At 73.5% G+C, this 20,670-nt stretch carries 20 protein-coding genes; 10 read left to right on the top strand and 10 right to left on the bottom strand.

The genetic code is table 11. The features are described from left to right. The first annotated feature begins 124 nt into the window (after window positions 1-124). Both ACIQ6Y_RS23500 and ACIQ6Y_RS23495 read left to right on the top strand, forming a co-directional pair. On the top strand, window positions 125-307 hold the full coding sequence (locus ACIQ6Y_RS23500) for a sigma-like protein (RefSeq protein WP_404041907.1): 183 nt from the start codon (window positions 125-127) through the stop codon (window positions 305-307). Between the two features lie 169 nt (window positions 308-476). Further along, window positions 477-1,415: a hypothetical protein gene (locus ACIQ6Y_RS23495; protein ID WP_404041906.1), complete on the top strand. Its 939-nt coding sequence runs from the start codon at window positions 477-479 to the stop codon at window positions 1,413-1,415. Between the two features lie 1,403 nt (window positions 1,416-2,818). Here ACIQ6Y_RS23495 and ACIQ6Y_RS23490 read toward each other — a convergent pair. Continuing rightward, on the bottom strand, window positions 2,819-4,465 hold the full coding sequence (locus tag ACIQ6Y_RS23490) for a fatty acid--CoA ligase family protein (protein ID WP_404041905.1): 1,647 nt from the start codon (window positions 4,463-4,465) through the stop codon (window positions 2,819-2,821). 87 nt (window positions 4,466-4,552) lie between these two features. Between ACIQ6Y_RS23490 and ACIQ6Y_RS23485 the strand changes: the two genes are divergently transcribed. Genes ACIQ6Y_RS23485 through ACIQ6Y_RS23475 form a run of 3 tightly spaced genes read left to right on the top strand, consistent with a single transcriptional unit; the run spans window position 4,553 to window position 6,898 of the window. Continuing rightward, window positions 4,553-5,710 carry a lipid-transfer protein gene (locus ACIQ6Y_RS23485; protein ID WP_404041904.1) on the top strand — a complete coding sequence of 386 codons (1,158 nt, stop codon included), beginning with the start codon at window positions 4,553-4,555 and terminating at the stop codon, window positions 5,708-5,710. 4 nt (window positions 5,711-5,714) lie between these two features. Next, window positions 5,715-6,125, top strand: a complete 411-nt coding sequence (locus ACIQ6Y_RS23480; protein ID WP_404041903.1) for a Zn-ribbon domain-containing OB-fold protein — start codon at window positions 5,715-5,717, stop codon at window positions 6,123-6,125. A 5-nt stretch (window positions 6,126-6,130) separates the two neighbouring features. After that, window positions 6,131-6,898 (top strand): enoyl-CoA hydratase/isomerase family protein, encoded by a 768-nt coding sequence (locus ACIQ6Y_RS23475; RefSeq protein WP_404041902.1) that lies wholly within the window; start codon window positions 6,131-6,133, stop codon window positions 6,896-6,898. Between the two features lie 422 nt (window positions 6,899-7,320). Here the strand turns inward: ACIQ6Y_RS23475 and ACIQ6Y_RS23470 are convergent, their stop codons facing one another. Together ACIQ6Y_RS23470 and ACIQ6Y_RS23465 are read right to left on the bottom strand one after the other, a co-directional pair. Continuing rightward, entirely contained in the window at window positions 7,321-9,684 is a 2,364-nt protein-coding gene (locus ACIQ6Y_RS23470; protein ID WP_404041901.1) for a PQQ-binding-like beta-propeller repeat protein, read from the bottom strand. Window positions 9,685-9,861: 177 nt separating this feature from the next. Continuing rightward, on the bottom strand, window positions 9,862-10,584 hold the full coding sequence (locus ACIQ6Y_RS23465) for a VOC family protein (RefSeq protein ID WP_404041900.1): 723 nt from the start codon (window positions 10,582-10,584) through the stop codon (window positions 9,862-9,864). 133 nt (window positions 10,585-10,717) lie between these two features. On the opposite strand from ACIQ6Y_RS23465, the gene ACIQ6Y_RS23460 reads away from it, so the two are divergent. After that, window positions 10,718-11,353, top strand: coding sequence for a TetR family transcriptional regulator (locus tag ACIQ6Y_RS23460; RefSeq protein WP_404042161.1), 636 nt, complete (start codon window positions 10,718-10,720; stop codon window positions 11,351-11,353). A gap of 114 nt (window positions 11,354-11,467) precedes the next feature. Here the strand turns inward: ACIQ6Y_RS23460 and ACIQ6Y_RS23455 are convergent, their stop codons facing one another. Then, window positions 11,468-11,920, bottom strand: a complete 453-nt coding sequence (locus ACIQ6Y_RS23455; protein WP_404041899.1) for an Lrp/AsnC family transcriptional regulator — start codon at window positions 11,918-11,920, stop codon at window positions 11,468-11,470. Window positions 11,921-12,002: 82 nt separating this feature from the next. Here ACIQ6Y_RS23455 and ACIQ6Y_RS23450 point away from each other — a divergent pair, with 82 nt between their 5' ends. Further along, the gene (locus ACIQ6Y_RS23450; RefSeq protein ID WP_404041898.1) at window positions 12,003-12,626 is read left to right on the top strand and encodes a LysE family translocator; all 624 of its coding nucleotides are present in this window, start codon (window positions 12,003-12,005) and stop codon (window positions 12,624-12,626) included. Window positions 12,627-12,629: 3 nt separating this feature from the next. On the opposite strand, the gene ACIQ6Y_RS23445 is transcribed toward ACIQ6Y_RS23450, so the two are convergent. Together ACIQ6Y_RS23445 and ACIQ6Y_RS23440 are read right to left on the bottom strand one after the other, a co-directional pair. Next, window positions 12,630-13,106, bottom strand: a complete 477-nt coding sequence (locus tag ACIQ6Y_RS23445) for a nitroreductase family deazaflavin-dependent oxidoreductase (protein WP_404041897.1) — start codon at window positions 13,104-13,106, stop codon at window positions 12,630-12,632. After that, window positions 13,103-14,323, bottom strand: a complete 1,221-nt coding sequence (locus ACIQ6Y_RS23440; RefSeq protein WP_404041896.1) for an acyl-CoA dehydrogenase family protein — start codon at window positions 14,321-14,323, stop codon at window positions 13,103-13,105. The genes ACIQ6Y_RS23445 and ACIQ6Y_RS23440 overlap by 4 nt, the downstream gene beginning before the upstream one ends. A 109-nt stretch (window positions 14,324-14,432) precedes the next feature. Between ACIQ6Y_RS23440 and ACIQ6Y_RS23435 the strand changes: the two genes are divergently transcribed. Continuing rightward, window positions 14,433-15,599, top strand: coding sequence for a thiolase C-terminal domain-containing protein (locus ACIQ6Y_RS23435; RefSeq protein WP_404041895.1), 1,167 nt, complete (start codon window positions 14,433-14,435; stop codon window positions 15,597-15,599). A 32-nt stretch (window positions 15,600-15,631) separates the two neighbouring features. After that, on the top strand, window positions 15,632-16,297 hold the full coding sequence (locus ACIQ6Y_RS23430) for a pyridoxal 5'-phosphate synthase (protein ID WP_404041894.1): 666 nt from the start codon (window positions 15,632-15,634) through the stop codon (window positions 16,295-16,297). A 299-nt stretch (window positions 16,298-16,596) separates the two neighbouring features. Here the strand turns inward: ACIQ6Y_RS23430 and ACIQ6Y_RS23425 are convergent, their stop codons facing one another. The 4 genes from ACIQ6Y_RS23425 to ACIQ6Y_RS23410 are packed head-to-tail and all read right to left on the bottom strand — an operon-like array spanning window position 16,597 to window position 19,179. Then, window positions 16,597-17,586, bottom strand: a complete 990-nt coding sequence (locus ACIQ6Y_RS23425; protein ID WP_404041893.1) for a GNAT family N-acetyltransferase — start codon at window positions 17,584-17,586, stop codon at window positions 16,597-16,599. After that, window positions 17,583-18,182, bottom strand: coding sequence for a GNAT family N-acetyltransferase (locus ACIQ6Y_RS23420; protein WP_404041892.1), 600 nt, complete (start codon window positions 18,180-18,182; stop codon window positions 17,583-17,585). The genes ACIQ6Y_RS23425 and ACIQ6Y_RS23420 overlap by 4 nt, the downstream gene beginning before the upstream one ends. Window positions 18,183-18,190: 8 nt before the next feature. Then, window positions 18,191-18,676: a Zn-ribbon domain-containing OB-fold protein gene (locus ACIQ6Y_RS23415; RefSeq protein ID WP_404041891.1), complete on the bottom strand. Its 486-nt coding sequence runs from the start codon at window positions 18,674-18,676 to the stop codon at window positions 18,191-18,193. Window positions 18,677-18,726: 50 nt separating this feature from the next. Further along, window positions 18,727-19,179: a DoxX family protein gene (locus tag ACIQ6Y_RS23410; protein ID WP_404041890.1), complete on the bottom strand. Its 453-nt coding sequence runs from the start codon at window positions 19,177-19,179 to the stop codon at window positions 18,727-18,729. 214 nt (window positions 19,180-19,393) lie between these two features. Here ACIQ6Y_RS23410 and ACIQ6Y_RS23405 point away from each other — a divergent pair, with 214 nt between their 5' ends. Further along, window positions 19,394-20,596, top strand: coding sequence for a flavin-containing monooxygenase (locus ACIQ6Y_RS23405; protein ID WP_404041889.1), 1,203 nt, complete (start codon window positions 19,394-19,396; stop codon window positions 20,594-20,596). Window positions 20,597-20,670: the final 74 nt, after the last annotated feature.

The raw sequence follows: 20,670 nt of genomic DNA, 5'->3' as shown, positions 1-20,670 counted from the left end.
AGGCGGGTCGCTGAGGGACTCATCAGGTATGCGAGAGTCCTGTCAGGTCCCTGCCCGGCAACCCTCGGGGGAGTTGCCGGGCAGGGACCGCCCAGATCTGGCCCATATTCAGGGGAGCTAGGAAATGGCCGAGGCCAAGAACAAGTCCGAGGACATCACGACGCTGGACAACCACTCGCCCGTTCCGCCGAGCGACGACACGATCGTCACGATGGACAACCACTCGCCGGTCCCGCCGAGCGATGTGATCACCACGATGGACAACCACTCGCCCGCCCCGCCCGCCCTGGACCTGGACGGCAAGTAAGTCCCAAGCACTTCCATCCCGACGGGGATCGGCCGCGGCGGCGCGGAGGGGAGCCGCCGCGGCCGAGGTGTTTCTGGGGCCAGTTGTCGTGCCTCGCGCCCCTTAAGAGGCGACCCCGATTGTCCACAGGGACGGCGCTCATGTCAGTGCCCTTCATGACAGTGGGGGCATGGAGCGCACGGAGCTGGGGGCGTTGGCGGAGGGAGGCGTGTTGGTCACCTCCCGGGCGGTGGAGGCGGGGTGGCCCAGGCATGCGCTGTCCCGGTGGCTGACGTCACGCGGCTGGGCCCGGGTCCGGAACGGCGTATGGGCCGAACCCGGTCGGACCGTCGACACCCAGCTGCGCCTCAAGGCCGTCCAAGCCGTACGCCCCGAACTCGTGGTGAGCCACGGCGCAGCCGCCCGTCTCTGGCGCATCGAGACCCTGACCGGCCGCGCAGCCACGGACCAACTGGAGTTCACCAGCCCCACGTCCACCGGCAGAACCACCCTGCCCGGCGCCCGCCTGCACCGACTCCCCCTCCCCCAGACCGAGGTCGTCGTCCTGCGCTCGGGGCTCCGCGTCACCGAGGCACCCCGCACCCTCGCCGACCTCCTGCGCTCCGGCCCCCGCGACAACGCACTCGTCGCCGTGGACTCCGCACTCGGCTATCGCCGGGTCGGAGGCGTACGCCGACCGCCGCTGGTCAGCCCGGCCGCCCTGGCCGTCGCCCTGGAGGCCCCGTACAAAGGCGCCGCCCGCGCCAGACAGTGGCTGACGCTCGCCGACCGCGCCTCCGGCTCACCGGCCGAGACGATCGCCCGCCTCCGCATGCACGACGCCGGCCTGCACCCGGAGACCCAGGCAGAGGTACGCACCCGAGAAGGCACCCGCCGCTACCTCGACTTCCTCTTCCGCGCCCAAGGCCTTGCCGTCGAGATCGAGGGCTACGCCTACCACGGCACCCGCGACGCCCACCGCCGGGACATCACCCGCTTCAACGAACTCCTCCGCTGCCCGGACATCCACACCCTCCTCCGCTTCACCGCCGAGGACGTCTTCCACCACCCCACCCTGATGATCCAGCAGATCCGAGAGGTGCTGAACCCGGAGCCGGAGCTGGGCTGACCCCCACGGCGTTCGCCAGTCGCTGTGGGGCCGCCCGCTTCTTTGCCAGTGTCGTGCTTCCACGCCCCGAGTAAAGGGCGCTCCCTGCGGTCGCGTCGCCTCCGGCGATCGGCCTCCGGCCGCCCCTTGACACGGGGCGCTCCAGCACGAGGGAGAAGCGAGCGGGCAGGCCCGGAAAACGGGGGGCCAGGGAAGTGACCCCCTGGGCCCACCTGGGAGCGGGATGGGCGTTGGGGGAACGCGGCCGCGTCCCACATGCACGCCGGGCCGGTCTAGCGGCCGCCGCGCCGTCCCGGGTGCCGCACGCGGCGGGTGGCCGGGGGCACTCCGGCATTGCCTGGCGCCGCCAGGCCGTCCCGGGTGCCGCACGCGGCAGGCCCGTGGCGGCACGCCGGGCGGGCTCAGCGGCCACCCGCCGGTGGTGGTGCCGGGCGCGCCGGGGCCGTGGTGGAGGCGGGCTGGCTCGGCGGGGGGCGGGTGGCGGTCGCGAGTGAGGGGGCTGGGGGTGTTTGCATGGTTTGTTGCAGCCCGGGAAGCGACCGGCGCCATCGACATGCAACAAACGATGCAAACCCCCCGAACACTCCCCCCAAGTGCCCCCATCCCGTGACTCATGTGGCGACTGATGCCCGTGGGGCCGCGTCACGCCAGACCCAAGCCCAAGCCCAGGCCCAAGCCCTTGGGGCTCCCCGCCGCACGGACCCACGGCCGCCACCCAGGGCCTATCCCACACAGCCCCCCACTCACCCCGTGCGCCCGGCACCCCAAGCGGCGCGGTGGCCGCCGGCGGACCAGGAGTGGCCCGCCCGGCCCCACGCGCGGCACCGCGGACCGCCCGACGGCCGCCGAACCGACCAGGCGTCCCCCCAACCAGCCGGTGCGCTCCGCACCCCGCACGGCCCGGCGGCCAGCACTGGCCGCGGCACGCCCCCACCCCCGGGCGCCCCCATCCCCCACCAGCGGGAAGCCGCCAAACCGACCCGGCGTGCCCCCACCCGGGCAGTGCGCTCGGCACCCGGGACGGTCCGGAAGCCGCTGAACCAGCCCGGCGTGCATGTACGGCGCGGGCGCGCTCCCCAACGCCCATCCCCCACCCAAGGCGACCTAAGGGGGCACCCACCCAGGCCCCCCGCTTTCCCGGGCCAGCCCGCTCGCTTCTCACCCGTGCTGGAGCGCCCCGAGTCAAGGGTGGCCCGCAGGGCCATCGGCGGCAGCCGACGCGACCGCAGGGAGCGCCCTTTACTCGGGGCGCGGAAGCACGACAATCGAGGAGAAGCGGGCGGCCCCACCCCAGCCAAGAAAACGGGGCCGTCCAGGGCCCACCCGCCCCTCAGCCGTCCAGGGTCGCCCCGCCCCTCAGCCGTCCAGGGTCGCCCCGCCCCTCAGCCGCCCCCGCCCCACCCCTACAATCCAGCCCACCCACCCCGCAGTTCGCCCTTCACCACCTTGCCGCTCGCGTTGCGAGGCAGGGTGTCCACGAACTGCACCGACCTCGGGACCTTGTAGTTGGCCATCTCGCGCCGGGCCCAGGACAGGAGGTCGTCGGCGGTCGGGGAGGTGCCCGGGTGGGGGACGACGTATGCCTTGCCGACCTCGCCGAGGCGGGGGTCGGGGATGCCGATGACGGCGACGTCGGCGACGTCGGGGTGGAGGGCGAGGAGGCGTTCGATCTCGGCCGGGTAGGCGTTGAAGCCGCCCACGACGTACATGTCCTTCAGGCGGTCGGTGATGCGGAGGTTGCCGTCCACGTCCAGGACGCCTATGTCGCCCGTGTGCAGCCAGCCCTCCGAGTCGAGGACCTCCGCGGTCGCGGCGGCGTCCGCGTCGTAGCCCCGCATGACGTTGAAGCCGCGGACGTGCACCTCGCCCGGTTCGCCGGGTGGTGCGGTCGCGCCCGAGTCGGTGACCAGGCGGACCTCGACGCCGGGGATGGGCCGGCCGGAGGTGGCGGCGATGACCTGGGGGGCGTCGCCGCGGCGGCACATCGTCACCACGCCGCTCGCCTCCGAGAGGCCGTACGCCGTGAGCACCGTCTCCACGCCCAGGTCCTGCCGCAGGCGCTCCACCAGGCGCAGGGGGATCACCGCCGCGCCCGTGACCACCAGGCGGAGGGAGGAGAGGTCGTGGGACCGGCGGGCGGGGTGGTCGAGCAACGACTGGAAGAGTGTCGGGGGGCCCGGGAGGACCGTGACCGCCTCCCTCGCGATGTTCGCGAGGGCCGTCTCCGCGTCGAACACCGGCTGGGGGATCATCGTCGCGCCCCGCATCAGGCAGGCGAGGATGCCCGCCTTGTAACCGAAGGTGTGGAAGAAGGGGTTCACGATCAGGTAGCGGTCGCCGCGGCTCAGCCCCGCGAGCGCCGACCACGTCTCGTACGCCCGCAGACTCTGCTCGTGCGTGATGACCACGCCCTTCGGGCGGCCCGTCGTGCCCGAGGTGTAGATGATGTCCGAGGGATCTGATCCCTTCACCCTCACCGCACGGACCTCCGCTTCCCCCACCCCCTCCCCTCCCGCCAGGAAGTCCTTCCAGGTCAGGAAGCCGGGCGGGGCGTCCTCCGACAGGACCACCACATCCCGCAGCCCCGGCAGTCCGGCCAGCGGGCCCGACCCCTCGCCCTGCCCCTCACCCTGCCCCTCACCCCTCCCCTCCCCCGCCGCTCTCCTCAGCGCCGCCACGTACGACGTGCCCAGGAACGCCCCCGTCACGAAGAGCAGGCGGGCCCCGCTGCGGCGCAGCACGTCCGCCGCCTCGGTGCCCTTGAAGCGGGTGTTGAGGGGGACGAGGACCGCGCCGGCCGAGACGGCGCCGAGGGCGGCGACCGTCCAGTCCAGGGAGTTGGGGGCCCAGACGGCGACGCGGTCGCCGGCCCGGACACCGCGCGCCAGGCAGGCCGCGGCCGCGCGCTCCACGCGGGCGCCCAGTTCGGCGTACGACACCCGGACCCGGCCCCCGCAGTCCACCACCGCCTCCACGTCCGCGTACCGCTCGGTCGCCGCCCGCACCAGTCCGGGGATGGTCCCCCACCCGGCCCACTCACCGTCCACCATCGGCCTCCACCTCCACGAGAGCTGACACTTCGTCAGGCTAGCGCTAACCTGACGGTCCGTCAGCTAATGCCCCAGGGGGAGGCACCCATGGCCACCGGGATCAAGGACGCCACCGCCGTCGTCGGCATCGGGCAGACCGCGTTCGCCAAGCACCTCCCCGAGGACGAACGCACCCTGGCCTGCCGGGCCGTGCTCGCGGCGCTCGACGACGCCGGGATCGCGCCGGGCGAGGTCGACGCGGTGGCGTCGTACACGATGGAGGAGACCGACGAGGTGGAGCTGGCTAAGGCGGTCGGGTTCGGGGACCTGACCTTCTTCGGGCGCGTCCCGTACGGCGGCGGGGGGTCCTGCGCCACCGTCGCGCACCTCGCCACCGCGATCGCCGCGGGGCAGGCCACCGTGGGGGTGGCGTGGCGCTCGCGGAAGCGGGGCAGCGGGCCACGCCCCTGGACCAACACCACCGCCCAACTCCCCACGCCCGCCCAGTGGACGCGCCCCTACGGCCTTCTGCGGCCCGTCGACGAGATCGCCATGCTGGCCCGCCGCCATATGCACGAGTACGGCACCACCCGCGACCACCTCTTCAACGTCGCGCTCGCCTGCCGCAACCGGGCCAACCAGAACTCGGCCGCCCTGATGTACGACCGGCCCCTGACCCGCGAGATGTACATGTCGGCGCGCTGGATCAGCGAGCCACTGTGCCTCTTCGACAACTGCCTCGAGACGGACGGGGCCCTCGCGTGCGTCATCACCACGAAAGAGCGGGCCCGCGACTGCCGGCAGCGTCCCGTCTACGTCCACTCCGCCGCCCAGGGTCTGCCCGCCCAGCACCACGGCATGGTCAACTACTGGAACGACGACCCGCTCACCGGCCCCTCCTGGGCCGCCGCCCGGCATCTGTGGAAGCACGCCGACTTCACGCCGCAGGACGTGGACGTGGCGCAGATCTACGACGCGTTCACCCCGCTGATCCCCCTCTCCCTGGAGGGCTACGGCTTCTGCGGGAGGGGCGAGGGAGGCGCGTTCACCGAACAAGGCGCCCTGGAGACCGGCGGGAGGCTCCCCCTCAACACCGGCGGGGGCGGGCTCAGCGAGGCGTACGTGCACGGCTTCAACCTCGTCAACGAGGGCGTGAAGCAACTGCGCGGCACCAGCACCGCCCAGGTCCCCGGCGCCACAACCTGCCTCGTCACCGCCGGCGAGGGCGTCCCCACATCCGCGCTGCTGCTCACCAACAGGAGCTGACCCCGTGCTGAGCCCCGTCACCGACCCCGACGGCGCCCCCTTCTGGGAGTACGCCGCCCGGGGTGAACTGCGTGTCCAGGTCTGCGCCGGCTGCGCCGAGCCCCGCTTCCCGCCCCGGCCGTGCTGCCCGCACTGCCGGTCCTTCGACAGCGACTGGCGTCCGGTCTCGGGGCGCGGCCGGGTCTGGTCGTACGTCGTCGCCCATCCGCCGCTGCTCCCGGACTACGCGGCGCAGGCGCCGTACAACGTCGTGGTCGTCGAGCTGGAGGACCTCCCCCGCATCCGGCTCGTCGGCAACCTCGTGCCCGCGCCCGGGGCGCCCCTCAACTCCCTTCCGCCGGACGGCATCCGCATCGGCGCCCGCGTGCGGGTCGTGTTCTGCGACGGCGGGCTTCCGCAGTGGGTGCTCGCGTGAAGGGCGTGCGTCTCGACACCGACGCGGACACCGGGGTCGCCGTCGTCACGCTGGACCGGCCCGAGCGGCTCAACGCGATCGATCTGGACACCGTAGAGGAACTCCGGGACATCTGGCGGTCGTTGCGGTACGACGACTCGGTCCGGGCCGTCGTGCTGGCCGGGTCGGGGCGGCGGGCGTTCTGCACCGGGATCGACCGGGACGTCGACGTGCCGCAGCCGGGGTCGCCGTACATGCAGGACGATCCGCTGCTGGGGGTCGGGCCGAAGGCGAACGACCTGTGGAAGCCGGTGGTCGCCGCGGTGGAGGGGATGGCGTGCGGCGGGGCCTTCTATCTGCTCGGGGAGTGCGAGTTCGTGGTCGCCGGGGCGGATGCCTCCTTCTTCGATCCGCACACCTCGTACGGGATGGTCAGCGCGTACGAGTCGCTGCTGATGGCGCAGCGGATGCCGTACGGCGAGGTCGCGCGGATGGCGTTGATGGGGGTGCGGGAGCGGATGGGGGCCGAGCGGGCGTACGGCGTGGGTCTGGTGTCCGAAGTGACCGCGCCGGATGGGGCGTTGGAGGCGGCCCTCGCCTGTGCCCGGACCGTCGCGGGGTTCCCCGCCGAGGCCGTGCAGGGGACCGTGCGGGCGTTGTGGGCGGCGCGGGAGGGGGCGCTGGAGCGGGGGTTCGCGATGGCGCCCCAGCTCATCGCGCTGGGGAATCTGGCCCCGGAGCGGCAGGCCGAGCTGTTCCGGGCACGGCGGACGGGCGGGTTCCGCACGCGCTAGGGCCTGTCGTTTGGATCAGGTCGGCTGAAAGGGACTGCGCTTCTTGGCCGGGTCGAGCGGGGTCTGGTGCGTGCAGCTGCAAGGCGGAGGAGGGCGTCGACGCGATGGGGGTCCCCCCGCGCGAGCTCGATTCGAGCGTGGGGGAGTCGGCAACCGACGACAACGCCGCTGGGGGTCCCCCCACGCCCTTGAGGCAGTGGGGGAGTGCGTGCCAGACCCCGCGACGCCGGCATGATCCAAACGACAGGCCCTAGGGCCTGTCGGACAGCCTCCAGGGCCTGTGTGGCGGGCCCGGCTCACCGGGCGTAGCGTCTGCCGTGAGAGCGGTGACGGGCCGAGTTCCCCTCAGCTCCCTTCAGCGACGGCCGCCGTCTGGCCCCTTCCGTGCCCCGGTACGACGGCCGTCCCGCTCCGGCGGGGCGCTACGCCGTGCGGGCCGTCCCCGTGCCCTTCTCCGCGTCCAGCGCGTACACGCAGCGGTCCTTGCTGCACGCGTAGACGATGCCGTCCTTGACCACCGGGGAGCCGGTGATCTCGCCGCCGGTGGCCAGCTTCCAGCGCAGGCGGCCGTCGTCGGCCTTCAGGGTGTAGAGCAGGTGGTCGGTGGAGCCGAAGTGGATGCGGCCCTCGGCGACGGAGGGGGCGCCGACGATGTCGCCGCCCGCCTGGAAGCGCCACTTCGGCGTGCCCGTCACGGCGTCGAGGGTGTAGAGGCCGTTGCCGCTGCCGACGTGGACGTGGCCGCCCGCGACCAGGACCGGCTCGATGGAGGCGCGGCTCTCGGTGGCGATGCGCCAGCGGTCGCGGCCGTCGGTGGCGTCGAGGGCGTAGACGGTGCCGAGGTAGTCGGCGAGGTAGACGCCACCGCCCGTGACGGCGGGGCCGGGGGCGTAGGCGGGCGGGCAGAGGAAGACGGCCGGGGCCTCGAAGTGCCACTTGACGTGCCCGGCGGCGATGTCGATGGCGAGGACACGGGTGCCGGCGCTGACGTAGACGTAGCCGTCGGGGGCGGGGGTGAGCCGGACGGGGACGCCGCCGCAGGAGGCCGCGTCGCCGATGGGGTAGGACCAGCGCTCGTCGCCGGTGCGGGCGTCGAGGGCGCGCAGCCGGGCGTCCTGCCAGACGTAGACGGTGCCGTCGTGGACGGCCGGGCCGGCCTCGGGGGACTCGAAGTCGGTCTGGGCGCCGGTGAGCTCCCACAGCTTCTGGCCGCCGGCGGCCTCCCATGCCTGGACGCCGCCGCCGCGGGTGCCGGTGACGACGGTGCCGCGGTCGGCCTTCAGCGAGTACACCCAGGCGTCGGTCTGCAGGCGCCACAGGTCGGTGCCCTCGCGGGCGTCCAGGGCGAACAGCGTGGGCCCGTCGGAGGCGTGGATACGGCCGTCGGCGACGGCCATGGACCAGGCGACGTCGCGGGTCTTGAAGCGGCGCCGGCCGGTGGCGACGTCGAGGGCGTGCACCTCGAAGGAGGTGACATAGACGAGGTCGTCGGCGACGGAGGGCGTGCCCCACACGTCGTTCGACATGCGGAAGCGCCACGGGCGCCAGGAACCGGGCGTCTCCGGGGCCGCCGCGGGCGGCTGCGCCGGGGCGGGGTCGGTGCCGTTGACCCCGCCGGGGCGGGGCTTGGACCAGGCGGCGACCAGGCCGGCCTCGGGCGGGGGCGCCTTGACGGCGGCGGCGCGGGCGTCGGCGACGCGCGGACCCGGGCCGATGGGCACGGACCCGCCGGCCAGGCGTACGGGGCCGGTGTCGGAGGCACCGGAGGGGGAGCTCACCGGGGCGGGCGGGTGCGGAGGCGGGGGCGGGGGCACTACGGGGTGGCCCGAGTGTCCTGGCCGGTGTCCGCCGGTGCTGCGGCCCCCGACGGGGGCGGGCTTGGGGGCGAGGCGGCCGCCGCGGCGGGTCTCGATGAGGGCGACGGCCTTCTCGGGCAGCCAGGCGCTGGCGGTGCCGCTGTCGTCGGAGCCGGAGCCGAACAGATGCGGGGCGAGCTGTGCCTGCAGGTCGGCCGGCGTGGGCCGGGCCGAGGCCTCCATCTGCATACAGGACTCGATCAGCGGGCGCAGCTCGTCGGGCAGGCCGTCGAGGTCCGGGCCCTCCCTGAGCAGCATGAACACCGTCTCGACCGGGTTGGCGCCGTGGAAGGGCGGGTGGCCGGTCGCGGCGAAGACCAGGGTGGAGCCGAGCGAGAAGACGTCGGACGCGCCGGTCACACTCCGCGAGTCCTTGGCCTGCTCGGGGGACATGTAGGCCGGGGTGCCGACGGCCACGTTGGTCATGGTCAGACGCGTGTTCGACACGCCGGACGCGATACCGAAGTCGATCACCCGGGGCCCGTCCTCGACGACGAGGACGTTGGAGGGCTTGAGGTCGCGGTGGACCAGCCCGGCGCCGTGGATGGACTGCAGGGCCTCGGCGACGCCCGCCGCGAGCCAGCGCACCGCCTGGGCCGGGAGCGGCCCGCACTCGTTCACTATCTCCTCGAGCGAGGGCGCGGGCACGTACGCGGTGGCCAGCCAGGGCACGGCCGCCCGCGGATCGGCGTCGACGACGGCCGCCGTGTAGAAGCCGGAGACCGCGCGGGCCGCCTCCACCTCGCGCGTGAAGCGGACGCGGAAGAGCTGGTCCTCCGCGAGCTCCGTGCGGACCGTCTTGATCGCCACCCGTCGGCCGGACGCCGATCGCGCGAGATAGACCAGCCCCATGCCGCCGGCTCCCAGCCGTCCCAGCACCTCGAACGGCCCGATCCGCCGCGGATCGTGCTGTGTCAGCTGATCCACCACTTGCCTGCCACCTCCCCGTACGGGCCGCGTCACCCACATATGTACGCGACCCCGTGCAGCGTCTCACCACCGCACCGCCATGGCGGCACGCACCCCGATTCTTCCTGGCCGGGCCACAGGTTGCGAACCCGGTGAGAATTGGGGTGTCCGGCCATAAACAGGGGCAAAACTACCTGCTCAGCGCTCCAGCACGGCGAACGACGCCCCCTGGTTGTCGGTGACCACGCCCACGGTGCCGTAGGAAGTGGAGAACGGCCCCGCCTGCACCCGCCCGCCGAGCCGGCCCACCTCCGCCAGCGCCTCCGCGCAGTCCTCGACCCGGAAATGCACGAGGAAATGCGATGGCATCTCGGTGGGGAAGACGTCGGTGACGGGCGCCCGCCCGAAGTCGGGCCGGGCGTCGGGGCCGAACAGGGCGTCGTGGAAGAGGTCGCCGTAGAAGATGTTGGCGCCCGCGGTGTCCCGGGCGTACAGCTCGGCCCAGACGAAGGTGCCGGGCTCGTGGCGCACCCCGAAGCCGGGGTGGGTGCCCGGCTGCCAGAGGCCGAAGACGGCGCCCTCGGGGTCGGCGGCGAGCGCGGAGGTTCCCAGGCGGCCGACGGGCAGCGGCGCCGCCACCACCTGCCCGCCCGCCTCCCGGAGGCGGCGGGCCAGCGACTCGACGTCCGGGGTGGCGAAGTACACGGTCCAGACGGTGGGCATACGGCCGTCCGTCTTGTGGGCCAGCGCGGCGACCGGCTCCCCGCCCTTCAGGGCCCGCACGGAGCCGCCCTGCCACTCCTCGAAGGTCCATCCGAAGAGCTCACCGTAGAACCGTTTCCCCGCTTCCACGTCGGGAAGCTGGGCGTCCACCCAGCAGGGGACGCCCTCCGTGCACCGCGATGCCCTGTTTTCGGCCATACAAGAAAAGTAACGGCCGCTCACGCAGCGCGCAGACCAGCACACCAGCCTTCGATCCCCCGGGCACCCCATTTGCAGTCGGCCGAATCGCGCTCCCATCACCCCTCGGTAAGCTGACGGCATGACAGGACAAGTGCGTACCGTTGACGGCCGCGTGGCCGGTCGGCGTGGGCAGGCCACGCGGCAGAAGCTGCTGGACTGCCTCAGTGAGATGCTCAGCTCCTCTCCCTACCGGGACGTCAAGGTCATCGATGTCGCCCGGAAAGCGGGCACTTCGCCCGCGACCTTCTATCAGTACTTCCCGGACGTCGAGGGCGCCGTCCTGGAGATCGCCGAACAAATGGCCACCGAGGGCGCCGGGTTGACCGAACTGCTCGCGGGCCGCAGCTGGGTCGGCAAGGCCGGCTGGCAGACGGCACAGGAACTCGTCGACGGATTCCTGGAGTTCTGGCGCAAGAACGACGCGATCCTGCGCGTCGTCGACCTCGGGGCCGCCGAGGGCGACAAGCGCTTCTACAAGCTCCGCATGAAGATCCTGAACTCGGTGAACAACTCCCTGGCGGACGCCGTCACCGAACTCCAGTCCAAGGGCAAGGTCGACAAGGACGTCAACCCGGCCGCCGTCGCGGGCTCGATCGTCGCCATGCTCGCCGCGGTCGCCTCCCACCAGAAGGGCTTCACCTCCTGGGGCGTCAAGCAGGCCGAACTCAAGCCGAACCTGGCCTTGTTGGTCCACCTGGGCGTGACGGGCAAGAAGCCCACGAAGTAATCCTCTCCGGAAGATCCCCATGTCTTGTCAAGCGCCCCGAAAGGGGCGCGGGGAACTGCGCGAGAAGCGAAGGACGGCCGCACAGCCCGCAACGGCGATCAACCGCCACGGCGATCACGAGGGCAACGGCCGGTCCTTCACCACATGCTTCATCACCAGGGTCGACGTCAACCGCTGCACCCCGGGCAAAGTAGCCAGCCTCTCGTCATAGAGCCTCTGGAACGCCGCAAGATCCGCGGTAGCGACCCGCAGCAGATAGTCCGGCTCCCCGAACAGCCGCTGCGCGTCCAGCACGTGCTCCACCTCGGTCAGGGCCCGCTCGAACTCCACGACCGTGTCACGGTCCTCCTGGCGCATGGAGACGAAGACGAGCGCCTCGAAGGTCAGCCCCACCGCCGCCGGCTCCACCACCGCGCGATAGCCGCTGATCGCCCCCGACCGCTCCAGCTCCCGCAGCCGCCGATGGCACGGCGAGACACTCAGCCGCACCCGCCCGGCCAGCTCGGTCACGGTGAGCCGCCCGTCCTGCTGCAGCTCGGCAAGAATTTTCCGGTCAACGTCGTCCATGAGGCAGATCTTCCCTCATCGTGCGAGACGGCGGGCAAAGTTCGGGAACACTTTCGGGCAGATCACGCATAGCGTTCCCGGTATGGATTCGGCTGCCCTCATCTCCTTCCTCGCGATCGACCTGCTGCTGGTGTGCGTACCGGGCGCCGACTGGGCGTACGCGATCGCCGCCGGACTGCGCGGCCGCTCGGTCGGCGCGGCGGTGGGCGGCCTCGTCTCGGGCTACGCGCTGCACACGCTGCTCGCGGCGGCGGGCCTCGCGGTGCTGGTCGCGGGCTCCCCGGCGCTGCTCACCGCGCTCACCGTGGCGGGCGCCGGGTATCTGGTGTGGCTCGGCTGGGGCGTGCTGCGCCGCCCGGGCGTCCCCGGCGCCGATGAGGAGCCGGTGCGCGGCGGCGGCGCGGGCGTCTTCCTGCGCGGCGCCACGATCAGCGGCCTGAACCCCAAGGGCCTGCTGCTCTACTTCTCCGTCCTGCCCCAGTTCCTCACCACCGTCGGCGACCACCTCCCGGTGCCGCTGCAGACCGCCACGCTCGGCCTGCTCCACATGGCGTGCTGCGCGGCCGTCTACCTCACCGTCGGCGTCGCGGCCCGCGCGGTCCTGCGCGCCCGCCCGGCCGCCGCCCGCGCGGTCACCCGCACCTCGGGCGCGGCGATGCTGGGGATCGGCGCGTTCCTGCTGGTCCAGCGGCTCGCCACGCTCTGATCGTCACTTCACTGCGATCCTGAAGAGCCGTATCTCCCGCTCCACCCGCGCCTGATACGTGGCGTACGGCGGCCAGAACGCCAGCGCCGCCTCCCAGGCCGCGGCCCGCTCCTCCCCGGCCAGCAGCCGGGCGGTGACCGGGATGTCCCGGCCCTTCCAGCTGATCTCGGCGTCCGGGTGGGCGAGGAGGTTGGCGGTCCAGGCAGGGTGGCCGGTGCGGCCGAAGTTGGAGCCGACCAGGAGCCAGCCGCGGCCGTCCTCCTCGGGCATGCAGGCCAGCGGCGTCCGCCGGGGCAGCCCGCTGCGCGCGCCGGTGGAGGTGAGCACCAGCCCGGGCAGCATGCGGGCGCTGAGCAGCACCTTTCCCCGGGTCAGCCGGTGCACGGCACGGTCGAGGGCCGGGATGACGTACGGGGCGGCCTTGGCGAAGCCGCGGGTGGAGGACACCTTCTGCACGAGCCGTACGCCGACGCCGCTCATACGGGGATCTCCTCGCGGGTGAAGAGCCCGGCCGTCTCGGCGGCACGGGCCCGCAGCAGGTGGACGGGGCCGAGGAGCAGTTCGTCGCCCGCGGCCCGCTTGAAGTACAGGTGGGCGTCGTGCTCCCAGGTGAAGCCGATGCCGCCGTGCAGCTGGATCGCCTCGGCGGCGGCCAGGCGCAGCGCCTGGAGGGCCTGGGCGAGAGCGAGCGCGCCGACGGGGGCCTGGGCGAGGGCGAGCGCGTCGGCGGGGGCGGCCGGGTCGCCCTGGACCGCTGCCCAGGCCGCGTAGTACGCCGCCGAGCGTGCCGCCTCGACCTCGACATGGACGTCGGCCAGCCGGTGCTGCACCGCCTGGAAGGAGCCGATCGGCCGCCCGAACTGCTCACGCGTGCGCACATGCCCCACGGTCAGCTCCAGCGCCCGGTCCGCGGCCCCGACGGCCTCGCACGCGAGGAACGCGGCGGCACTCCCACCGGCTCCGGCGAGCGCCCCGCACACATCCGCCCCGTCGTCGGAGCCGAGCAACTCGGCTTCCACATCCCGCAGTTGTACGTGCGCCCGTGGCCGGGTCGCGTCCAACGCCGTCTGCCGTACGCGGGTCAGGCCGGAGGCGTCGCCGGGGACGAGGAAGAGGAGCGTGCGGGAGCGGGCGTACCCGCCGTTGTGCGCCGGGACGAGGAGCAGGTCCGCGCTGTGCCCGTCGAGGACCTGGTCTGCCTCCCCGTACAGCCGCCACGCGCCGTCCGACCGCCGCGCCTGCACGCCCCCTGCCCGGCCGCCGCCCGCCCAGGAGCCCCGGTTGTCGCCGGTGAGCCCGAGCGCGACGGCGAGACCGGCCCCGGGTGCGGCGAGGGCCGCGGTGACGGTGCCGTCGGCGAGGCGCGGGAGCAGCCTGGTCCGCTGGGCGTCGGTGCCGAGGGCGAGCAGCAGCGGGGCTGCCAGGACGGAGGTGGCGAGCAGGGGCGAGGGCGCGAGGGCCCGTCCGGTCTCCTCGGCGGCGAGGGCGAGGTCCGCCACCGTGCCGCCGACACCGCCGTACGACTCCGGCAGCGCGAGCCCCGGGAGGCCGAGCGGGTCGGCGAGAGCGGCCCACAGGCCGGGGTCGTACCCGGCGGGCAGGCCGACGGCCTCGCGCACCGCGGTGGGATGCCGGCGGAGCAGGTCCCTCAGCGTGCGGCGGATCTCGTCCTGCTCGGGCGTGAAGGCGGCGTCCATGGGCGACCTCCCGGATCTGACGGGCCGTCATATTAGGGCGCGGGGGCGGAGATGCGAAGAGGGGCGAGGTCTCGACCGCGAGGCGCTGTCTGACGTACCGTCAGTTTCCATGGGTCACCGTGACGCGGCGATCGTTGGGGTCGCCCTCTCCTCCTGCGGCCGGGTGGACGACGCCACCCCGTACGCCCTGCACGCCCAGGCCGCCCGCCGCGCGCTGGCCGACTCAGGGCTCGACCGGTCGGTCGTCGACGGGTTCGCCTCGGCGGGCACGGGCCTGCTGGCCCCCGTCGAGGTCGCCGACCATCTGGGGCTGCGCCCCACCTGGGTCGACTCCACCTCCGTGGGCGGGGCGACCTGGGAGGTGATGGCCGCCCACGCCGCCGACGCCATCGCCGCCGGGCACGCCCGGGCGGTCCTGCTGGTCTACGGCTCCACCGCCCGGGCCGACATCCGCGCGGGCCGCCGCAGCGGCGACCTGACCTTCGGCACCCGCGGGCCGGCGCAGTTCGAGACGCCGTACGGCATCACGCTCATCGCCAAGTACGCGATGGCCGCGCGCCGCCACATGATCGAGTACGGCACGACGATCGAGCAGCTCGCCGAGGTGGCCGTGCAGGCCCGCGCGAACGCCGCCCTGAACCCCGACGCCCTGTACCGCACCCCGCTGACCGTGGACGACGTGCTGGACGCCCCGCTGATCGCCGACCCGTTCACCAAGCCGCACTGCTGTCTGCGCTCCGACGGCGGAGCGGCCGTGCTGCTGGCCTCGCGGGAGTACGTCCGTGACTGCCGCACCCGCCCGGTGTGGGTCCTCGGCACCGGCGAGCACGTCTCCCACTCGGCGCTCGGCTCATGGCCCGACTTCACGGTGTCGCCCGCCGCGGTGAGCGGCCCCCTGGCCTTCGCACGGGCCGGGGTGCGCCCGGCGGACATCGACCTCGCGGAGATCTACGACGCCTTCACCTATATGACCCTGGTGACGCTGGAGGATCTCGGCTTCTGCGCCAAGGGCGAGGGCGGCGACTTCGTGGGCAAGGGGCGGCTGCGGGTGCAGGGCGGGGAGCTGCCCGTGAACACCGACGGCGGCGGCCTGTCCGCCCAGCACCCCGGCATGCGGGGGCTGTTCCTGCTGGTGGAGGCCGTACGGCAACTGCGCGGCGAGGCGGATGCGCGCCAGGTGCGGCGCGCGGACGGGTCCCTGCCGGAGCTGGCGGTGGCGTCGGGGACGGGGGGCTGGTTCTGCTCCTCGGGGACGGTGGTCCTGGGGCGGGGCTGAGCCGGTACGGCGTCCCCGGCCATACTTCGGGCATGGCACAGGACCTGCACGAGCTGCTGCGGTCGCTGCGGGTCTGGGACCCGCAGATCACCGAGCTGCCGCCCTTCGACACCGACACCGCGCCCGCCGAGCCGCTGGACCTCTTCACGCGCTGGTTCGCGGAGGCGGTGGCGGCCGGGCAGACCGAGCCGCACACCATGAGCCTCGCCACCGCGGACGAGGCCGGCCTGCCCGACGTCCGGACCGTGATGCTGCACGGCGCCGACACCGACGGCTGGGCCTTCGCCTCGCACGCGACGAGCCGCAAGGGCCGCCACCTGGCCGGGCGGCCGTATGCCGCGCTCGGCTTCTACTGGCCGGTCCTCGGACGCCAGGTGCGGGTACGGGGCCCGGTGACCGCCGCGCCCTCCGAGGAGGGCCAGGCGGATCTGCACGCCCGCTCCACCGGCGCGCTGGCCGCCGCGCTCACCGGCCGGCAGAGCGAGATCCTCGGCTCCGCCGACGAGTTGGCCCGGGCCTCGGAGGCCGCCTGGGACCGGGCCCGCCGGGACCCCGACGCGCCGGTCCCGTCCTGGACCTTGTACCGGCTCCGCCCCGAGGAGGTGGAGTTCTTCCAGGGGGATGAGCAACGGCGCCACATACGGCTCAGCTACCGCCGGGTGGTTGGTGGTTGGGCGCGCGAGCTGCTGTGGCCTTAGGGCCCGGGGGGTGTGGGGCCCTTGGGTCTTGGGTGGCCCGTGGGTCTCGGGCGGCCGTGGGTCTCGCGGCCCGTGGGGCTCAGGCGGCCGCGGATGAGCGGTGGCCCGTAGGTCTTGGGCGGGCGTGGGGTTTAGGTAGCCGCGGATGAGCGGTGGCCCGTAGGTCTTGAGCGGCCGTGGGGTCTCCGGCGGCCCGTAGGTCGGGCAGCCGTGGGTCTCCGGCGGCCCGTAGGTCGGGCAGCCGTGGGTCTCCGGCGGCCCGTGGGGCTCAGGCGGTTGTGCTCAGGCCGCCGTACGTCTCACGCGGCCGTCGAGCCGGGGGTCGTGGAGCCGCGGGCTGCTGCGCTTCGGGGCGGTGAGCCATGGGCCGGTGAGCCCGGGGCCGTGGTGTCGCGGGCCGGGACGTCGCCGGCGGTGCGGTCGCGCGCCGTGAAGTCGCAGGCCGTGAAGTCCGCCACCGGGCGGTATCCGATCCGCTGGTAGAGGGCGTTGCTGGTGGGGTTGGCCAGATCGGTGAAGAGCAGGACCTGGTCGGCGCCGCGCTCCCGGGCGAGGCGGCTGACCTCGGCCGTGACGGCGCCGGCGTAGCCCCGGCCGCGCAGGGGGGCCGGGGTGTAGACGGGCGCGACCCGGATCTGGCCGGCGATCAGCGGGGTCAGTCCGGCCATGGAGAGCGGGGTGCCGTCGGGGGCCTCCCAGAGGGTGACGCCGCCGTAGGAGAGGCGGGCGTCGGCCCAGGAGCCTCCGCGTCCGCCGTCGTCCTCGCCGATGTCCCGGTGGAACTCCCCGAACCAGCGCACCAGCAGCTCCCGGTCCGCCTCCTCGGCGATCCTCGGCCGCCCCGCGGGCACCGGCCGCGGCACGGTCAGCGTGTCGAGCCGGTAGAGCCGCTGCCGCTGACGCACCGCGGACGTGGCCCCGGTGCGCCGCTGCCAGGCCTCGGCGAAGAGGCCCGCGGTCTCGGCCTCCGCGCTGACGCCGGGGACCGGGCGGCCGACGGCAACCAGATGAGCCGCGAGCGAGTCGGCCTGCGCGGCCGTGACCGGCGTGAGGCCCAGCCGGTGTGGCGGCGTGCGGAAGCAGACCGCGCGCACGGCGCCGTCCTCCTCCAGCATCCCGAAGTACGGGGCCTCGACGCCGTACGCGTTCGGTCCGCGCGTGCGCAGGCCGTCGGTAACTGTGAGGACGACGGTGTGCAGATCCGGCCGCGAGTGCAGGAACGTTCCGGCATGGGTGAGGAAGTCGTCCAGATCCCAGGTCAGCCGCCAGCCCCGTCTCTCGCGCGTCACACCCCCACCTCGGGGTCGGTGGCGAGGCGGGCGTGCAGATGGACGTCCCGGAAGGTCTCCCGGCGCTCGTCCTCCCACATCGCCCCCCGCAGCGTCCCCTCGTACGGGAATCCGCACCGCTCGGCGATCCGGCAGGACACGTCGTGCCCGACCGCGTGCCCCAGCTCCAGCCGGTGCAGGCCGAGGTCGGTCAACGCCCAGTCCGCGGTGAGGCGCAGGGCACGGGCGGCGACGCCCTGGCCCCGGGCCTCGGGCAGGACCCAGTAGCCGACGCGGGCGACCCGCATGAGGTGGTCGATCAGGTTGACGCCGATCTGGCCCAGCGTCGTACCGCTCACCGCGTCCGCGACCCGGAAGGTGACATCCACGCCGTCCGCCGCGCGCTCCGCCTTGGCCCGCAGCGAGGCATGGGCGGTCGCGAGATCCTCGACCGGCTTGAGGGGCGTGTTCCAGCGCCGGAACTCCGGGTCGGTCAGCCCGCGCAGCCAGGCCTCGGCGTCCGCAGGGGAGTCGGCGTCCCAGGGCAGCAGCCGCAGACCGTGGCCGGACAGCGGAGGGACCGTGCTGGTGAGGAAACGTTCATGTATCGACGTCATCCGCCTATTCAAGCGAGCCCGCGCCCGTTGTCACCACGGACTTTGAACACCGGCACACCTTCTCTGAAGTCGACCTCCAGCTCCAGCCCCGCCCGCAGCCCCTCGGCCACGCATCTCGTGGCTTCCGTCGCGCATCCCACGGCTTCCGTCGCGCACCCCACAGCTTCCGCTGCGGACCCCACGATCTCCGTCGCGCACTCCACGATCTCCGTCGCCATCCGCGGCCCCTCCGCCAGATCGACGACCCCCACGACATACGGCGTCCGCTCCCGGAACCCCGGCAGCTCGCTGCGGTGCACCACCGACCACGTGTACAGCGTCGCCCTCCCGCTCGCCTCCTCCCACTCCACGTCCTCGCTCCAGCAGTACGGGCAGAACTCCCTCGGATGGTGATGCGGCCGCCCGCAGTCCCGGCACCGGCGCAGCAGCAGCCGCCCTTCGGCCGCGGCGTCCCAGTAGGGGCGGGAGAAGGGGTCGGGGGTGGATGTGGGCATTGGGACGGGAGATGGCGTTGAAGGCGGGATGCCGTCGGGCGCGGCGGCGTTCATCCGAACCACCCCAGCGCGCTGTCCACCGACCACGTCTGCCACGACATCCCGAACAACCCCACCCCCGAGATCAGCGCCATCATCGAGTTCTGCCCCTGCTCAGCCCAGTCGTGGATCATGAGCACGAAGTAGAGGCCGTTGAGCACCAGCCCGCCGACCAGCGCGACGGGCGTCAGCAGTCCCAGGATCAGCCCCGCCCCGAGGGCGAGTTCGGCATAGGCGACGACGTACGCCATCACCCGCGGCCGAGGCGCGACCACCGCCTGGAACCCCGCCCGCACGGCGTTCCAACGGTGCTGGGCGGCGACCCCCGCCGCCCACTCGATGCCGCTCCCCCGCTCGAACCACGCCTTCTTGTCCTTGTGCCGCCAGCTCTCCAGCCACCACAGCCCGAGCCCGATGCGCAGCACCGCGAGCCACTCCGCACCGGTGAGCCAGATCGCGTCCATGGCCACTCCCGTCGACGCCGGAACGAGATCTGACGGTACGTCAGATGCGAGGCAGGGGGAAGACGAGGGCATCCCACTTCCCACCCGGTCCGCACACCGGACGTCGGCCCCATCTGCGCATCCACCACACCACCACCTCACCCGTGACCATTCCGCAACCAATTCCGGTCTTGACCGAGACCCATCAACCCACCGCGTGATTACGCTCGCGGACATGGCCGACTCCACAGCGTCCGCACCCCCCACGGCAGCGACCCCCGCCGAGCGCCCCGTCTACATCGTCGGCGGCGGCCCGGGCGGACTCGCCGCCGCGCACGCGCTGCGCACCCGCGGCATCCGCGCCGTCGTCCTGGAGAAGTCAGACGCCGTCGGCGCCTCCTGGCGGCGCCACTACGACCGGCTGCACCTGCACACCACCCGGCGCCTGTCCGCCCTGCCCGGACTGCCGATGCCGCGCCGCTTCGGCCGCTGGGTGTCGCGGGACGACGTCGTGCGCTACCTGGAGAAGTACGCCGAGCACCACGACCTGGAGATCGTGACCGGCGTCGAGGTCTCCCGCATCGAACGCACCCCGGACGGCACCGGCTGGCTCCTCCACGCCACCGGCGGCCGGCAGCTCACCGGCGCCGCCGTCGTCGTCGCCACCGGCTACAACCACACCCCCCGCATCCCCGACTGGCCGGGCCGCGACGCCTTCCCCGGCGAGTTCCTGCACGCCTCCCACTACCGCAACGCCGAGCCCTTCTCCGGCCGTGACGTCCTCGTCGTCGGTGTCGGCAACACCGGCGCCGAGATCGCCGTCGACCTCGCCGAGGGCGGCGCCAAGCGGGTACGGCTCGCCGTGCGCACGGTCCCGCACATTCTGCGCCGCTCCACGGCCGGCTGGGCCGCCCAGTACACCGGCGTCCTCGTACGGCGCCTGCCGGTCGGCCTGGTCGACCGGCTCGCGAGGCCGGTGTCCCGGCTGAGCGTGCCCGACCTCTCCGCCCACGGCCTGCCCCGCCCCGACACCGGGCTGTACCGCAGGGTCACCGAGGGGTCGATCCCCGTCCAGGACGTCGGCCTGATCGACGCCGTCCGCCGGGGCCGGGTCGAGGTCGTCGCCGCCGTCGACGCCTTCGAGGACGGCGCGGTCCTCCTCGCCGACGGCACCCGCGTCACCCCCGACGCCGTCATCGCCGCGACGGGCTACACCCGGGCCCTGGAGGGACTGGTCGGCCACCTCGACGTCCTCGACCCCCGCGGCAAGCCGGTCGTCCACGGCGCCCGGGCCCCGCGGCACGCCCCCGGTCTCTATTTCACCGGCTTCACCAACCCCATCAGCGGCATGCTCCGCGAACTGGCCATCGACGCCCAGAAGATAGCCAGAGCCATCGCCCGCCAGGCCGGCCCGGAGGTGTCCCGCCTGCCGGCGTGAGCGGCCGGACGGCAGGGACCGCTCACCTTCACCCTCGCCGTCATCCTCGCCCTGGGCCCCTCGCCCTCACCTCA

The organism is Streptomyces sp. NPDC096205 (assembly GCF_044763135.1).
Lineage (GTDB): Bacteria > Actinomycetota > Actinomycetes > Streptomycetales > Streptomycetaceae > Streptomyces.
This window is presented reverse-complemented; position numbering and strand designations above follow the sequence as displayed.

Coding starts and splice junctions, on each gene's coding strand:
- ACIQ6Y_RS23405 (WP_404041889.1), top strand. CDS start 19,394: ATGGCCGACTCCACAGCGTCCGCACCCCCCACGGCAGCGACCCCCGCC.
- ACIQ6Y_RS23500 (WP_404041907.1), top strand. CDS start 125: ATGGCCGAGGCCAAGAACAAGTCCGAGGACATCACGACGCTGGACAAC.
- ACIQ6Y_RS23490 (WP_404041905.1), bottom strand. CDS start 4,465: ATGGTGGACGGTGAGTGGGCCGGGTGGGGGACCATCCCCGGACTGGTG.
- ACIQ6Y_RS23440 (WP_404041896.1), bottom strand. CDS start 14,323: ATGGACGCCGCCTTCACGCCCGAGCAGGACGAGATCCGCCGCACGCTG.
- ACIQ6Y_RS23435 (WP_404041895.1), top strand. CDS start 14,433: ATGGGTCACCGTGACGCGGCGATCGTTGGGGTCGCCCTCTCCTCCTGC.
- ACIQ6Y_RS23420 (WP_404041892.1), bottom strand. CDS start 18,182: ATGACGTCGATACATGAACGTTTCCTCACCAGCACGGTCCCTCCGCTG.
- ACIQ6Y_RS23455 (WP_404041899.1), bottom strand. CDS start 11,920: ATGGACGACGTTGACCGGAAAATTCTTGCCGAGCTGCAGCAGGACGGG.
- ACIQ6Y_RS23465 (WP_404041900.1), bottom strand. CDS start 10,584: ATGGCCGAAAACAGGGCATCGCGGTGCACGGAGGGCGTCCCCTGCTGG.
- ACIQ6Y_RS23495 (WP_404041906.1), top strand. CDS start 477: ATGGAGCGCACGGAGCTGGGGGCGTTGGCGGAGGGAGGCGTGTTGGTC.
- ACIQ6Y_RS23415 (WP_404041891.1), bottom strand. CDS start 18,676: ATGCCCACATCCACCCCCGACCCCTTCTCCCGCCCCTACTGGGACGCC.
- ACIQ6Y_RS23485 (WP_404041904.1), top strand. CDS start 4,553: ATGGCCACCGGGATCAAGGACGCCACCGCCGTCGTCGGCATCGGGCAG.
- ACIQ6Y_RS23450 (WP_404041898.1), top strand. CDS start 12,003: ATGGATTCGGCTGCCCTCATCTCCTTCCTCGCGATCGACCTGCTGCTG.
- ACIQ6Y_RS23410 (WP_404041890.1), bottom strand. CDS start 19,179: ATGGACGCGATCTGGCTCACCGGTGCGGAGTGGCTCGCGGTGCTGCGC.
- ACIQ6Y_RS23445 (WP_404041897.1), bottom strand. CDS start 13,106: ATGAGCGGCGTCGGCGTACGGCTCGTGCAGAAGGTGTCCTCCACCCGC.
- ACIQ6Y_RS23430 (WP_404041894.1), top strand. CDS start 15,632: ATGGCACAGGACCTGCACGAGCTGCTGCGGTCGCTGCGGGTCTGGGAC.